We start from the raw sequence: 14,178 nt of genomic DNA on the forward strand, positions 1-14,178 counted from the left end.
ATATTTATAATATTATGAATTAAATACTCATTTTCGTTTGGAATATAATTAATTTTTAAATTATCAGACAAATAAATAGAGAATACTTTCCTTTTGGACCCGATTAGTTTATAATTTTATAAAATAGTTTTGATAATGACGTTAGCGGAAGAAGGTACTTGACCATGATTTATATTAAAGATCTAATGAGCGGGATTGATATCTTCAAGGCACTCAGCTCGGAGATCCGGATTCAAATTCTGGAGCTGCTCGCCACCAATCAGGCTCTCAATCTCAATGAAATTGCCAAGAAGCTGAATCTCAGCAATGGAGCCATTACTATGCACATCAAGAAGCTGGAGGAAAGCGGCCTGATCGAGATTAATACTTCCGTAGGGAAGCATGGCATCCAGAAGGTGTGCTATTTGAATAAGGATAAGCTAATGGTGGATCTGCGGAGCAAGGAGACAGACAATCTCTATGAGGTCGAAATCCAGGTCGGACATTACAGCAACTACCACGCCGTGCCGACTTGCGGACTGGCTACTAAGGACAGTATCATTGGCGACTTTGATGAACCGCGCTATTTCGCCGATCCCCAGCGGATTGATTCCGAGATTATCTGGATGGCTGAAGGATTCCTGGAATACCGCATCCCTAATTATCTCAAAGCTAACCAGTCCTTCCGGGAGATTCAATTCTCCATGGAGATCGGCTCCGAAGCACCAGGCTTCAACGATAATTATCCTTCCGACCTGTATTTCTATGTAAACGGGATCGAAATTGGTTTCTGGACGAGTCCAGGAGACTTCGGCGATGCCCGGGGCACTTTCAATCCTGACTGGTGGCCTCCTCACCTTAACCAGTATGGAATGCTGAAGCTGATCCGGATCAATAATGAGGGAAGCTTCATTGACGGCTGCCGCATCTCGGATATTACCCTTGACGATATCAAGCTGGATTACAAAAGCGAGCTGACCTTCCGTATTGCCGTCACCGACAAGCCGGCCAACAAACGCGGACTGACCATTTACGGCAAGCATTTCGGCAATTACAGCCAGGACCTGCTGGCCCGTGTGCTCTACGATGTTCACGAGGTCGAAGAAGTCGCCGGCCCCACTCTAACCCGCGCGGAATAGCCGCGCACTGCAAAGACCATGTGCAAGGCAAGCTGCCGGCACATGGTCTTTGCGCTTTTATGGAAGTCATCTCCGCAGTATAAAGTTTCGCTCCTTAACCCACACTAAACATGTCTTTCAAACCAGCGTAAGAGGGAGTGTTTCGAATGCGTGAAGGTATGATTCCCACCGTTCTTGGAACTGTAGTCACCGCTTCAAGCGCAGCTTTTTTAGGCAGCCGGTATAAGATGGCCGCTACAGGTATTCTTGGATTTGGCCTCGCCCACATCGTGCTGGGAGCCATTGATCTGTTCGAGCACCGCTGAAAAAGGTTGAAAGATGCCGGCCCATACTGGGCCGGTTCTTATTGTTAACAGAGCTGCATTCACAGATTTTGCAACGTAGTTTCCCGGTTGCCTCTACAACAAAAAGGCCCTCCCTAGGCGGGTAGGACCTTATCAGCTATTGTTTATTTCACCGCTACATAGAACAGCCGTCCGGCACTGTCGTCGGCCTCCACCCACTCGAAATCGGCGTAGACCTTCACCTCGCTGAAACCCGCCTTCCGCAGCTCTTCTGTCATCCATTCGGGGTCGTAGGCCCGCTGGATGTGCGTCTCTTCAAAACGGCGGTATAGGCCGCTCCCTCCCTCTTCACGGGCGAAGATAGACAGATGATGCTCAATCTCCCGGCGCGGAACATCCATTTCACAGGTCCAGATATATGATACCGCAGGCTCGTCCAGCACAAACGGCTGCTCTTCCTCATAACGGATGAGTGTATTCGGATGATGCACATCGAACAGGAAGGTGCCTCCGGTCTTAAGACCGGCATAGGTACATTCAAATACGGAGCGGATATCCTGCTCTTCCAGCACATAATTCAGGCAATCGCAAAAGGAGATGACCGAATCGACCGGTTCCGGCAGCTCCCATTCCTTCATGTTCTGGCGAACCCACCGCACACTGCCCTCGCGCAGAAAACGCCGCCCCTGCGGATGGCGTTCCATCTTCATCTGTGCCACAGAGAGCATATCCGATGAGAGGTCAATCCCGGTCATGTGGTAGCCGGAGGCCGCGAGCGGAATGGTGATGCTTCCGGTTCCGCATCCCAGCTCAGCAACCGTCAGGGGCTTGCCGTATTTGCTCCATGCCGTCTCCGCAAAGGCCAGCCAATCCGGATACGGCATATCCGCCATCAGCTCATCGTACACATATGCAAATTTCCCATAGGAAGACACTGGCTTACACCGGCTTTCTGTAAATCGTGATCGTGACTGCAGAGAAGGTTGGGGCTTCCGGCTGCTTACGCTCCTTAAGTGTCCCAACTTCTCCCCCGCCACCTTATTTCGGACAGGCAACAGGCCAGCAGCTTACGGCCCGTTAGGATTCGGGCAATCCGTTCTCCTTGGACTGTTCCTGATCCGTTCCATCCTCTTCGCTGCGGGCCAGATAGGTCCAGTTCTCCTTTTGGGTAACCAGACCTTCCTTCATCAGCTTGCCGAGGGCACGCTTGAATGCCGACTTGCTGATGCCAAACCGCTGCTTGATGATCTCCGGCGGTGTGGCATCCGAATACGGCATCGCGCCGCCCGGCCGTTCCTTCAGGAAGTCCAGCAGCGCGGCGGAATCCACATCCCGGCCGATTTCCTTGCGCTGGGACATGGACAGGTTCACCCGGCCGTCTTCACGGATATGGGAGACGCGGGCCTCGAATTCCTCGCCCAGCCGCAGCAGGCGGCTGCGTTCGGAGGAGTGGACCATGCCGATGATCCCGAAGCCCAGCACACCGCCGTCCACAAGCACAAAGGTACCCATCTGCAGCGGCTTGTACACCCGGGCCTTAACCGTCTGCCCCATCCAGGAGGCAGGCGCAGGCAGCGCAAGCGGTGCAAGCTCCTGCTCCCCGGCCAGCTTGGCGCGCAGGCGCCCCTGCTTGTCATGCTCCATGAGCACGAATACCTTGTCCCCTACCTGCGGGCGCAGCTCGATCAGCTCCGGAAGCTCACGGATCGGCAGCAGCAATTGCCGTCCCAGCCCCATCTCCAGGAAGCAGCCCAGACGGGGGTGAATATCCGCCACCTCCAGCAGGGCCATCTCGCCCAGGGTCAGGAACGGCTTCTTCATTGTGGCCGCCAGGCGGTCCTCCGTATCGAAGAAGATGAAGACTTCCACCTTGTCTCCAATCTTAGGCTTGCTGCCAACGAGCTCCGTATAATGCAGCATAACATCCTGGCCACCCTCGCCCAGAAAGTATCCGTAAGGGGACACCTCACGCAAGACTTCCAATGTAACCGTAGTTCCGGCAATCAGACTCATACGGGTTCCACAACCTTGGCGTCGGACCACAGACGCTCGATGTTGTAATATTCGCGCTCATCACGGTGGAAGACATGCACAATTACATCTCCAAGATCCATCAGGACCCAGCGGGCTGCATCCATGCCTTCAATGCCGCGGATTACGCCGCCGGCTTCATGAACCACCTTGCGTACTTCTGTGGCTATAGCCTGCACCTGTGTATCGGAATTCCCGTGGCAGATGACGAAATAGTCACTGATCGGTGAAACGCTGCGCAGGTCAAGCGCGACCACATTCATTGCTTTTTTATCATCAGCGGCCTTAAGGGCCAGTTGCAGAAGCTTGCTTGATTCTATCGTCATATTGTATCCTCCATTATTCTTACTAGGTCATTGCGTGCCAGTACGGTCAGCGGGAACACAATCTGCCGCTTCCGCAGCAGCAGGCTAATCGTGGAGTCGAATCCGGCGAGCAGCCCTTCTTCCAGACTGGACTTGGACAGCTTGCGGATATCATCAACCCCCGGAAAATCCCGCCCCGGTTCAATATAATCAGCGAGACATACAATCTTCTCCAGCAGGCCCATGTTCTCGCGCCCGGAGGTATGGTACCTTATAGCATCCAGCACCTCAGGATCGGTAATCCCGTATTCATCCCCGGCCACAAAAGCACCTACCTCCGCATGCCACAGCTGCTTGTCATAGTTCAGCAGCTCGGCGGACAGCCCGTTTGTCTCAATGATCTCCTTCATTCGTTCGACCGGCCAGTATTTGGCCACATCATGCAGAATCGCCGCCGTTTCGGCACGGACGGGGTCACCGCCGTAACGTTCTGCCAGCTTCACCGATGTCTCCATCACGCCCAGTGTGTGCTTCCAGCGTTTGTCGGGCATCTGTGCGGAGACGGCTTCAATCAGCGCTTCGCGGCTGAGTGCCATACAATCCACTCCTTTGAACATAATCATATACAGCATCCGGCACCATATAGCGGATTGACTTGCCTTCGGCCGCCCTGGCCCTCAGCATCGTTGAAGAAATATCCACGAGCGGCATGTCCGCCAGCAGCACCTTCTCGGCAATGAAGCCGGGCAAGGCCTCAAGATCCAGCGGAGTGCCTGGCCGTCCTACCCCAATAAAGGTCAGACGCCGCACCAGCTCTTCAATTCCGTGCCACTTCGGCAGATACTGGACCATGTCCGCACCCACAATGAAAAAAAATTCATGCTCCGGGTATTCCTCCTGCAGCATGGTAATCGTTTCAAAGGTGTAGGATACGCCGCCCCTGGCAATTTCGAGGTCCAGAATGCCAAAAGCTGCATGATCCCTTACAGCGCCCTCGACCATGGCCAGCCGTTCCTCGCCCGACGCACCGGCCTCATGCTTATGCGGCGGGATATGCGAAGGCATGAACCATACCTCTTCCAGTGCGTAGGACTCCCTGGCAGTCTCAGCTGCCATCATATGGCCGATATGAAGAGGATCAAAGGTCCCTCCCATAATTCCAACTCTCAAGAGGTCTACCTCCTCTTACTAACAAGGTTAACTGCGTGCTCCCGCAAGCCGGGAGGCCGCTTTTAGCGGGGCAGCTCAATGGTTTTGTTGTCGCGTGATTCCTTGTACAGAATGATCGTCTTGCCGATGACCTGCACCAGCTCGGAGCCTGACTGCTCCGCAAGTGCGGCACCGATTTCCTTCGGATCATCCGCATTGTTGTTCAGCACGCTGATCTTCATCAGCTCCCGTTTTTCAATCGCCTCTTCGATATGGCGGACCAGATGATCGTTGACGCCGCCTTTGCCGACTTGAAATACGGCGTCCAGATGATGCGCCAGCGAACGGAGATAACGTTTTTGTTTTCCAGTTAACATAAATGAACAAACTCCTTAATTAACAAATATTATTACCCTTACTGCAACGATCTATATAAGTTGAACTTTAGTTTTACATTGCGGGGTATAAACTGTACTACTTCAGTCGCTGCCGCCGAGACAATCCATAATCGTCTGCCGCATGATATCTACCGGAGCGCTCCGGCCGGTCCAGTATTCAAGCGAATAGGCTCCCTGGTAGACGAACATGCCCAGGCCGCCGTGAATCCGGCAGCCCCGCTCCAGGCTCTCCGTGAGCAGCCTTGTCTGCAGCGGGTTGTAGATCAAATCACTGACGATCATGCCTTCACGCAGCAAGCCGGGGTCGATTGGCATAACGTCTATATGGGGGTACATGCCTACGGAGGTAGTATTGATTACGATATCCATATCCGCAATATGGGCTGCGATCTCATGGTTGCCGATGCCGCTAACCATACCTTTGGCCTGGAAAGCCTCCGCCAGCTGCTCCGACTTATCCACGGTCCGGTTGGCAATCACCACTGCCGCCGGATGTTCCAGCAGCAGTGCGGCAATGATCCCTCTTGCCGCCCCGCCGGCCCCGATGACAAGAATCCGGGAGCCTGCCAAATCCGGTGTTGCTTCCGCTTTCAGCGAACGGACATACCCGATCCCGTCCGTATTGTACCCGGTCAGAACGCCATCGTCGTTGACTACCGTATTGACCGCTCCCACAGCTACCGCGCTGTCATCAAGCCGGTCCATATATTCCATCACCGCTACCTTATGCGGGATTGTCACGTTCACTCCGCGGAATCCCAGGGTACGGATTGCCTGAATGGCTTCGCCCAACTGGGCGGGGGCAATATGCAGCGGCACATAGGCTCCCGGAATGCCGAGCGCCTTCAAGGCCGCTGTATGCATAAGCGGGGATTTGGAATGGGCGATGGGATCACCCATTACCCCCAGCAGTATATCCTTGTTCCAGTACTGGCCGTTTGCACTTGTCACAGCGTATTCGCCCTCCTTAGGTCAGATCAGCGACGGGCGGGTCAGAACCTTAATGCCCCTCGGGACGTGAACAGCCACAACTGCTCCGCCTGTCCCGTTCACCTTGATCCAGCCCAGGCCGGAGATGAACAGGTCACTCTGGCTGTTCCGGCCGATGCGGAACTCGTGGCGCTGCCACTGCGGCAGCTTGTCCATGTCTGCGGTTCCCGGCGGAGACAGCAGTTCTCCCCGGTGCTCCTGATAGAGGGAATCTGCGCGTTCCAGCTTCGTGCGGTGAATCTTCAGCGTTCCGCTGATGTAGCAGGTGAAGGATTGACGTTCCCCCTTCACGAAATCAAAACGGCCCAGACCGCCGAAGAACAGCGACTGTCCCTCGTTCAGCTGGTATACAGCCGGCTTCAGCGGATTCTCGGGCATGACTGCTCCCAGATCCTTGCGTTCCACCAGTTCACTGTAGCGCCAAGGATATACAATCCCAGGTGTGTCGATGATATAATGCCCGTCATCCAGAGGAATCCTCACAGTATCGAGCGTGGTGCCCGGATAACGGGAAGTAGTCAGCTCCTGCTCCAGATCGCTGTAATCGGAGATGAGCCGGTTAATCAGCGTGGACTTGCCGACATTGGTTGCGCCGACCACATACACATCGCGTTGTCCGCGCAGCTCAGACACGGCAACCAGCAGACGGTCAAAACCCTGGTTGCGCTTGGCGCTGCAGAGGACAATTTCCGCCGTCCGCAGGCCATGCTCCTTGCAGCGCTGCTGCATCCAGTTGCGCAGCTTGTTCCAGTTCGTCACCTTGGGCAGCAAATCGCTTTTATTGACTGCCAGAATGACCGGATTGTTGCCCACAAACCGCTGCAGGCCGGAGATCAGGCTGCCTTCAAAGTCAAAAAGATCGACAATATGAATGACAAGCGCATTTTTCTCGCCCACGCCGCTCAGCAGATGCAGGAACTCATCCTGATCCACGGATACGGAAGAAGCTTCATTATAGTTCTTAATACGGAAACAGCGCTGGCAGATCACGGGCTCCCGCTCAAATGCCACCCCCGGAATATAGCCGGGGAGGTCCTTATCCGTGGTCTGCAGTTTAATGCCGCAGCCGCTGCATTTCTCAGGGCGCTTCGTTTCATTCATTGAATTCATTCAGGTTTATCCTCCTCGTGCCACAATCCCTGCTTGCGCAGCCTTGTCGTTGCAATTCTCTCCACCCTGCGGTTGAATCTCGTGCCGATCCCTTCATCCTTAACGGAGATAGGCAGTACCAATACCGTATACAATCCCAGCCGGTTGCCGCCGTAGACATCGGTGAGCATCTGATCGCCCACCACAATCGTCTGTTCCGGCGTTAGCCCCATCTGCTTCATTGCTTTCAGGAATGGAGTATTGCTGGGCTTGCGGGCCTGATGCACAAACTCAATATTAAGCGGCGTGGCAAAGCGTGACACCCGCTCCATGTTATTGTTCGACACGATAATGAGCTTGAAGCCAAGCTCCTTCACCTTCGTGAACCATAACAGCAGCTCGGGAGTCGCCAGGGGCGCTTTGGCGCCGACCAGCGTATTATCCAGATCCGTAATGATGCCACGGTAGCCCAGAGCGTACAGCTCCTCAAGAGCAATATCGAATACCGTATTCACCCGGAGTTTGGGTACTAACCTTTCAAACAATACGTTCACCTCGATTTCTTACGAAAAACTATATCATACTCTTTGCGCTTCGCAAATGAATCTGCAGCGGCCATTGTGCGCCCGCCTTATCACTTGCCGGACTTGATGCTTTTGCGCAGCCGCAAAGCTTCAGTATACACGCTGCGCCAGTCTTTGTCTTCAATAACCTCGGGGCTGTATTTTGCCCGTTCGAACATGCGCAGCAGCGCCGCGAGATTGCCGGAAGCCGCAGGGCGCTCATGACTCCAGCGGTCCACGGATTCACGGAGGGTTTCATGCTCTTCCTTCAGCATGCCCTTCCTGCGGGCATACCTTACCCAACGCGCGGTTTCTGCTTCAACTTTTTGGACCGGAGACAGCGGCTGGCCGTTGCGGAGCCGCTGCAGAAAGAAGCGCAGGGTGAACCGGCGCTGCCAGAGCAGGAATCCTGCCCACGCCAGGAGCACAACCGCTGCCGCTGCCACGATCCATATTTTCAGATGAAAGCTCTGCTCCTGTGTCCCCTTATTCACTTCCACCGGTTCCGGCTGGTTTTGCTTTTCTTCAGGTGCGGCGGTCGCTTGTGGCGCGGTATCTTCGCTTTGTGCCAGCAATGGTGCCGTAAACCCCGGCGTCGCCTCGACCGGAATCCAGCCGTAATCCCCAAAATAGACCTCCGCCCAGGAATGGGCATCCGCATTGGTAATCGTATAGTTATTGTTAACCAGTGTGCCTCCCTGCTGAACGGCAAGGTTGTCCGGAAGCTGGGCCTGCTCGCCTGGCGCATAGCCCTTCACCCAGCGGGCCGGAATATCCAGTGAACGGGCCATGGTCACAAGCGCAGTGGAATAATAGTCACAATAGCCTTCCATAATCTCGAACAGGAAGCTTTCGACAAGGTCTTTGCTTTTGCGCCGGGACAGATCCGGCTGATTGGTGTAGGGGAAGGACTGCTGCAAATATTGCTGCAGAAGCGCTGTTTTCTCATAAGGCGTCTTCCCCTGCGCCGTAACCTTTTCCGCCAGCTCTCTGACCCGCTTCGGGAAGTTTCCGGGAAGCTGCAGGTACTGCTGATCAATATCAAGCCCTCCATAGAGCTGCTCATAGGTCTGCTTGTTCAGTTCCTGAATGGGAACAACAGGCACCTGGGAAGTCAGCACATATTCTCTCGGATACGCTCTGCTGTTCTCCACGGATTTCCACAGCAGTTCGCTGCCCTCGCTTCTCCAGAGCAAACCGCCGCTGGTATCTGTACCATTCACCGAGATGACCTTCGAAATGGACAGGCCCCCGAACAGCACCGGATAGGAATTCCCACCCAGTATCTTTACAGTCTGCTTCAGCTCTCTTGTCTGGACCTTGGAGCCCCTGTTCTGCTCCAGCGGCTGCCCGACCACGCCACCCTTCAGCTCTCCTCTGGTGAAAGGGTTGTCGTCGCTCCAGCCCGAGCCTGAATAGACGCTGCGGGTCTCTCCGCGCATATACGTGCGCAGATCCGCGGTTACAGTCATCACTGGCGAATAATCGAAATTGAAGCCTCCGCCCAGATTATTGTCATCCGTACTGTATCCGGAGGTCGTGCTGCCTGTAGAGGCTGTACCGGTTCCGTTATCGGAGGCCCCGGCGGTTCCGGAACCTGAGCTGCTTCCGTTGCCGTTCCATTCCTGCCATGCGGTATACGGGTCCGTCAGTGTCGGACGCACTTCAGGCATATTTACACCGGTAATAATCACTAAAGAGAAGATAATGGCTACATTAACCGCGATTTTAAAAGGATATTTCAGCAACTGGGTCCAGCCGCGCGGGTAATGCAGCTGAAAGCTTCTTAAATGCTGGGTGACCAGCCAGCCCATGCCGGCAAATACGGTCCAAGCCACCTCTTGCCATAGAACAGAAGACGTAAAAGAGTCCAGTGCAGCAAACGCCGCGATATTCATTCCGGTAAACATCAGTATCCGCGACTTGGAGGATACCCACCAGGAGGACAGCAGAAGCAGAACCAGTGCTCCAAGCGCAAACCAGAGGTACGGAGCCATATGCGACAAGATATCCGGCAGCCTCTCACGAAGCCCCGGCAGCCAGGGATCGGGAACATAGACTCCATAATGCAGAATCATGCGGTAGGTAAGGTATACCCCTGCAACAGCCTCAAGCAGCAGCCGGTAGATCATTTTGACGGGTACAAGAATTTCAATCACTGCCGCAAAAGCCAGAGTAAGCAGGACTGCGGCGGTTGTTACTTCCAGCCAGAAGGGCTCCGTGTAGGAAACCCACTGGAGGGCAATGACCATCAGCCACAATAAGCTGAAGGAGTGGTGCCATGACGATTTGATTCCGTTCCACCAGCGTATCATAAGACTCTGTCACCTCCGAGCACCGCGGGGAGCTCCTGCAGCGAACTTACACTGTAGCCTGTTACGCCGCGCGATGCCAGCACATCCATCCACTCCTGGTTGCGGTTCTTGGCAGCGGGATTCCGCACATGAATCTGCGAAGGCGTCATCCCCCGGCTCTCTGCCCAGCGCAGCACATCCAATACCGGCTGGCCCGACTGCGGGCTGATCAGCACAAAATAGGAACCTTTGGGAAACATGCGGTATGCCTTCTCCAGCCTTGTAATCAGCGGTCCCCGGCCTTCAGCATTGATATCGATTAAATATTGGATCATTTTCTGGCGTTCCGCACTGCCCTCCGCAGGACTGAACACCTTCGTGTTCTTATCCAGGCAGCACATGCCGATGCCAATCCGCTCCCGGATGCCATAGCCCAGCAGCGAGGAAGTGATCGAAACAGCAAGCTCGAACTGATTGCCGCTGCCATAGGCTGAAGCACTGCCGTCCAGCACCAGCACGGTTTTGGGTATGGATTCATGCTCGAATTCCTTCGACTTCCAGTCGCCGGTTTTGGCTGTCGCGTTCCAGTGAATGCGGGTCAGCCGGTCACCATAGACATAATCACGGACGCCGTTGATCTGTGTCGTCTCGCGCCGCGAAGGAACCAGGGAAGCCTGAGGCCCGGCCAGCCGGGCTCTCCGCTCATACAGCTGCCAGCGCGGAACGAATACCGAGCGCGGCAGAACGCGGAACTGTCCCTCGGCGTGAAACGTACCTTTGTGCTCTACAAGACCGAAGATATCCTCCGCGAGGATATCCGTACCTTCAAAAGTATAATGACCCCGTTCCAGCGCCGGAGTCTGAAAATGCAGTTCCCCCCTGCCCTTCAGGCTCGGGATAAGACTCTCCTCGAACACCCAGGATTCCCCGTTGTGGCGCTTCAGTATTTCTCTTACCACTACATACGGCAACGGTAAAAAACCTGGAATGGTAATGCTAAGCTTCACCCGCAGGAACCCGCCGGCATATAATAAATCAGGCTTGTCCTGCTCGGAATACAGGCTGCGTGTGCCTCTGGCCCGGCGGACACCGCCAAGGCCCCCGATGATTAAATACAGCAGCAGCACTGTGACCATAATAAACAGCATGAAGGAAGTTTTGCCGCCCTGAAAAAGTACATAGAGCAGCGTGATGCCCCAAATGGCGAGAACCCCGGCGAGTTTGCCGGGCTGGATAACCGCCGCAGCCCCGGATAGATAGCTCTTCATCTCACTGCCTCATCGTGACAGGCACGTGAATGCTCTGCAGCAGCTTCTGCAGCAGGGTGTCCACATTGACATTGTCCAGACGCGACTCCGGACGCAGCAGAATACGGTGCCCCAGGGCATAAGGGGTCAGAATCTTCACATCATCAGGCAGCACATAATCACGTTCCTGCAGGAACGCATAAGCCTTGCAGGCCATCATGAACGAGAGGGAGGCCCGGGGACTTGCCCCGAGCAGCACCAGCGGGTGCTCCCGGGTCTGCCGGACCACATCCAGCAGATAATTCAGGACAGGATCACTGATATAGACGGAACGGATTTCCTCCTGAATGGCTGCAATCTGGTCCATACCGGTCACTGGAGTCAGCCTGTCCACCGGCTGGCCCTCCTGATGGCTCATCAGCAGATTCTTCTCGGTACCGGCATCCGGATAACCCAGGCTGATCCGCAGCATAAAGCGGTCAAGCTGGGCTTCCGGCAGCGTATAGGTGCCTTCGAAGTCAATCGGATTCTGCGTCGCGCAGAGCATGAACGGATGCGGAAGCGGATACGTCTCTCCATCTACAGTAACGTTCCGCTCTTCCATCACTTCAAGCAGTGCAGACTGCGTTTTGGTGGTGGCGCGGTTGATCTCATCGGCAAGAAGAATATTGGTCATGACCGGGCCCGGACGAAAATGGAACATTTCATCGCGCGGATGATAGACGGACACCCCGGTGATATCGCTTGGCAGTATATCCGGATTGCACTGAATCCGGCGGTATTCACCGGACATAGATCTTGACAGCGCCCGTATAAGCTGGGTTTTGCCCGTTCCCGGCACATCTTCAATCAGAACATGTCCGCCAGCCAGCAGAGCAGTCAGCAGCAGCTCTATTTCAAATGATTTACCGAGGATGCAGGATTCCAGATTATTGCGTACAGCGTTCATAATTTGCATGGATTCTTGACTTACGGGCATATGGGGTAATCCTCCTATGTCAGAATAAGCAGTAATACTTACATTTTACATGATTAGGGACCCCAAAGTACATTATTGGAAATAACGATCTTTAAGATACGCAGGCAGACCCGTCTCCAAAAATATATAACTCGTATGAAGGAAAATTATACTTTTAATAGAAAGTATTATGAATCCTGGTTTTGCAAAATGTTTGCGGAAAGAAGTGGAGATATGGATACATTTTATTCGCTGTGTCTTCAAGGAGATATTCCCCAGGCTATGGATCATCTGAAATCCATCCAGCCCCGGACCGGGGAAATCACAGCAATCGAGCAGCGATTTACAGAACGTTTTTATTCAAAAGATAATGAAGAGCAGATTGCATCCCCGGATAGCTGGATCAAGAGTGTCATTCTTACTTACCATGCTTATTTCCGTACAGTGTTGACCCGCTCCGAAAAAGTACCCGTCGCCGCTGCGGAAGAACATCTCAAAAATGCTTTGGCTCCGTTAGTACAGATGGAGAACACGCCGGACCTCGATGCAATTGAGCAGAAGCTTACCCTTATTTTCGCAGAAAAAGGCTATTATTTTTTAGGAGGTGTCACGCCTCCCTATAGAGGCCCTTATATCTGGCGCACGATGGAGAGCATGGATTATAAGGTTGAGCTTCCGTCAGGGCTACAGCATGTTACGGTCTATATGTTGTCGGACTTTCTGCTGGAGGGCTGGATAAGCTTCGCTACATGTGAGCATAAATGGGTCGGTGGATGGGCCGACGTGGAGGGGCTGTATTGCAATTTCAAGCGCTATGGCGATCTGCAGTCGGAAGAATTTCAGATTTCCTATTTGAAACACGAAGCGCAACATCAGTATGACTACAGCCAGTTTCCTGACATGAAATCCACAGAGCTGGAATACCGGGCCAAGTTAGTCGAGCTGTTCTATTCGAAGGATCATGCGGTTCTGAACAAATTTTTGCTGCAGGCCAAGAATGATCCGGATTTCCCTCATCCTTACGCGTCTTATCTAATTATCAGAAACCTGTCGGCCCTGATCTTTAACAAAGACTATGAACCGGAAACCCGGCTCTGGCTCGGTATAGATTATAAGGATATCAGCGCTTCGGCATTGAGGCTTTTTGAGAGCCGCCTGCCTCTATAACCGGACGCAGCAGTGAGGAAACAACGGCATTTCTTCAGTTATTTTGATCCCCCCTGCGGAGCTTCAATCAAAAAGTTTGTATGGAGGGTACGTATCTTCTTGGCGCTTCATAAGCTGGGTAAGTGAAAAAAGTATCACTTTAACATCGAGAAACCCGGTAGGCTAAGTGGAAAAAGGTAAACTATTTCAGCTCATTTCGCTCGAAATAAGGGAATATTGCTTAAATAAGTTTCTTTTTGAAAGTAGAATAAAAAGTGGACACCCGTTAAGAGAGTATGAATAATGAACTTAACGAGGAGGTGTTCACATGGGTGAACAACGGCAACGGTACAATGAAAAGTTTAAAAGAGAAACGGTCAAGTATATTCAGGAACAGACGAAGACAGTGGTGGAGATTGGTGAGGAGCTGGGCATCTCCCCTGGCGTACTGCACAACTGGCTGGCAAAGTATCGGGAGTTCGGGAATGAACCTGTAAACAGTGCGGAAAAGGTTCGTGAACTCGAGCAGCGACTGTTGGAACAAGAAAAAGAATTACAGGCAAGGGCGCAGCGAATTGCAGACGTCGAAGAGGAGCTCGCCATCGT

Annotated in this window: 16 protein-coding genes; 4 read left to right on the forward strand and 12 right to left on the reverse strand. The window is 53.5% G+C overall.

What is annotated here, in order from left to right:
* The first annotated feature begins 164 nt into the window (after window positions 1–164).
* Window positions 165–1,118 carry an ArsR/SmtB family transcription factor gene (locus tag BLQ82_RS29240; protein ID WP_062518960.1) on the forward strand — a complete coding sequence of 318 codons (954 nt, stop codon included), beginning with the start codon at window positions 165–167 and terminating at the stop codon, window positions 1,116–1,118.
* Between the two features lie 146 nt (window positions 1,119–1,264).
* Window positions 1,265–1,423, forward strand: coding sequence for a hypothetical protein (locus BLQ82_RS29245; RefSeq protein WP_025705470.1), 159 nt, complete (start codon window positions 1,265–1,267; stop codon window positions 1,421–1,423).
* 143 nt (window positions 1,424–1,566) lie between these two features.
* On the opposite strand, the gene BLQ82_RS29250 is transcribed toward BLQ82_RS29245, so the two are convergent.
* The 12 genes from BLQ82_RS29250 to BLQ82_RS29305 form a co-directional block, all read right to left on the reverse strand.
* Window positions 1,567–2,337: a class I SAM-dependent DNA methyltransferase gene (locus tag BLQ82_RS29250; RefSeq protein WP_062518962.1), complete on the reverse strand. Its 771-nt coding sequence runs from the start codon at window positions 2,335–2,337 to the stop codon at window positions 1,567–1,569.
* Window positions 2,338–2,479: 142 nt separating this feature from the next.
* Window positions 2,480–3,415 carry a CvfB family protein gene (locus BLQ82_RS29255; protein ID WP_062518964.1) on the reverse strand — a complete coding sequence of 312 codons (936 nt, stop codon included), beginning with the start codon at window positions 3,413–3,415 and terminating at the stop codon, window positions 2,480–2,482.
* Window positions 3,412–3,759, reverse strand: a complete 348-nt coding sequence (rsfS, locus tag BLQ82_RS29260) for a ribosome silencing factor (protein WP_062518966.1) — start codon at window positions 3,757–3,759, stop codon at window positions 3,412–3,414. The genes BLQ82_RS29255 and rsfS overlap by 4 nt, the downstream gene beginning before the upstream one ends.
* The gene (gene yqeK, locus BLQ82_RS29265; protein WP_062518968.1) at window positions 3,756–4,334 is read right to left on the reverse strand and encodes a bis(5'-nucleosyl)-tetraphosphatase (symmetrical) YqeK; all 579 of its coding nucleotides are present in this window, start codon (window positions 4,332–4,334) and stop codon (window positions 3,756–3,758) included. The genes rsfS and yqeK overlap by 4 nt, the downstream gene beginning before the upstream one ends.
* The gene (locus BLQ82_RS29270) at window positions 4,306–4,908 is read right to left on the reverse strand and encodes a nicotinate-nucleotide adenylyltransferase (protein ID WP_062518970.1); all 603 of its coding nucleotides are present in this window, start codon (window positions 4,906–4,908) and stop codon (window positions 4,306–4,308) included. The genes yqeK and BLQ82_RS29270 overlap by 29 nt, the downstream gene beginning before the upstream one ends.
* A gap of 62 nt (window positions 4,909–4,970) precedes the next feature.
* Window positions 4,971–5,264 carry a ribosome assembly RNA-binding protein YhbY gene (yhbY, locus tag BLQ82_RS29275; protein WP_039838004.1) on the reverse strand — a complete coding sequence of 98 codons (294 nt, stop codon included), beginning with the start codon at window positions 5,262–5,264 and terminating at the stop codon, window positions 4,971–4,973.
* Between the two features lie 102 nt (window positions 5,265–5,366).
* On the reverse strand, window positions 5,367–6,236 hold the full coding sequence (gene aroE / locus BLQ82_RS29280; RefSeq protein WP_074648798.1) for a shikimate dehydrogenase: 870 nt from the start codon (window positions 6,234–6,236) through the stop codon (window positions 5,367–5,369).
* Window positions 6,237–6,257: 21 nt separating this feature from the next.
* On the reverse strand, window positions 6,258–7,376 hold the full coding sequence (gene yqeH, locus BLQ82_RS29285) for a ribosome biogenesis GTPase YqeH (protein ID WP_062518984.1): 1,119 nt from the start codon (window positions 7,374–7,376) through the stop codon (window positions 6,258–6,260).
* 5 nt (window positions 7,377–7,381) lie between these two features.
* On the reverse strand, window positions 7,382–7,909 hold the full coding sequence (locus tag BLQ82_RS29290) for a YqeG family HAD IIIA-type phosphatase (protein ID WP_062518972.1): 528 nt from the start codon (window positions 7,907–7,909) through the stop codon (window positions 7,382–7,384).
* Between the two features lie 89 nt (window positions 7,910–7,998).
* On the reverse strand, window positions 7,999–10,242 hold the full coding sequence (locus tag BLQ82_RS29295; RefSeq protein ID WP_062518974.1) for a DUF4129 domain-containing transglutaminase family protein: 2,244 nt from the start codon (window positions 10,240–10,242) through the stop codon (window positions 7,999–8,001).
* On the reverse strand, window positions 10,239–11,489 hold the full coding sequence (locus tag BLQ82_RS29300) for a DUF58 domain-containing protein (protein ID WP_062518976.1): 1,251 nt from the start codon (window positions 11,487–11,489) through the stop codon (window positions 10,239–10,241). The genes BLQ82_RS29295 and BLQ82_RS29300 overlap by 4 nt, the downstream gene beginning before the upstream one ends.
* Window position 11,490: 1 nt before the next feature.
* Window positions 11,491–12,447 carry an AAA family ATPase gene (locus BLQ82_RS29305; protein WP_062518978.1) on the reverse strand — a complete coding sequence of 319 codons (957 nt, stop codon included), beginning with the start codon at window positions 12,445–12,447 and terminating at the stop codon, window positions 11,491–11,493.
* A 213-nt stretch (window positions 12,448–12,660) separates the two neighbouring features.
* On the opposite strand from BLQ82_RS29305, the gene BLQ82_RS29310 reads away from it, so the two are divergent.
* Window positions 12,661–13,593, forward strand: coding sequence for a hypothetical protein (locus BLQ82_RS29310; protein WP_143013589.1), 933 nt, complete (start codon window positions 12,661–12,663; stop codon window positions 13,591–13,593).
* Between the two features lie 307 nt (window positions 13,594–13,900).
* A partial coding sequence (locus BLQ82_RS29315; protein ID WP_074648801.1) for a transposase occupies window positions 13,901–14,178 on the forward strand: 278 nt, incomplete at its 3' end.

Source organism: Paenibacillus jilunlii (genome assembly GCF_900102965.1).
Classification (GTDB): Bacteria; Bacillota; Bacilli; order Paenibacillales; family Paenibacillaceae; genus Paenibacillus_AQ; species Paenibacillus_AQ jilunlii.

Bases quoted from the DNA above. Each gene is read 5' to 3' on its own strand.
- BLQ82_RS29255 (WP_062518964.1), bottom strand. From the start codon at position 3,415: ATGAGTCTGATTGCCGGAACTACGGTTACATTGGAAGTCTTGCGTGAG.
- BLQ82_RS29300 (WP_062518976.1), bottom strand. From the start codon at position 11,489: ATGAAGAGCTATCTATCCGGGGCTGCGGCGGTTATCCAGCCCGGCAAA.
- yqeK (WP_062518968.1), bottom strand. From the start codon at position 4,334: ATGGCACTCAGCCGCGAAGCGCTGATTGAAGCCGTCTCCGCACAGATG.
- BLQ82_RS29295 (WP_062518974.1), bottom strand. From the start codon at position 10,242: ATGATACGCTGGTGGAACGGAATCAAATCGTCATGGCACCACTCCTTC.
- BLQ82_RS29240 (WP_062518960.1), top strand. From the start codon at position 165: ATGATTTATATTAAAGATCTAATGAGCGGGATTGATATCTTCAAGGCA.
- yhbY (WP_039838004.1), bottom strand. From the start codon at position 5,264: ATGTTAACTGGAAAACAAAAACGTTATCTCCGTTCGCTGGCGCATCAT.
- BLQ82_RS29310 (WP_143013589.1), top strand. From the start codon at position 12,661: ATGGATACATTTTATTCGCTGTGTCTTCAAGGAGATATTCCCCAGGCT.
- rsfS (WP_062518966.1), bottom strand. From the start codon at position 3,759: ATGACGATAGAATCAAGCAAGCTTCTGCAACTGGCCCTTAAGGCCGCT.
- yqeH (WP_062518984.1), bottom strand. From the start codon at position 7,376: ATGAATGAAACGAAGCGCCCTGAGAAATGCAGCGGCTGCGGCATTAAA.
- BLQ82_RS29305 (WP_062518978.1), bottom strand. From the start codon at position 12,447: ATGCCCGTAAGTCAAGAATCCATGCAAATTATGAACGCTGTACGCAAT.
- BLQ82_RS29245 (WP_025705470.1), top strand. From the start codon at position 1,265: ATGCGTGAAGGTATGATTCCCACCGTTCTTGGAACTGTAGTCACCGCT.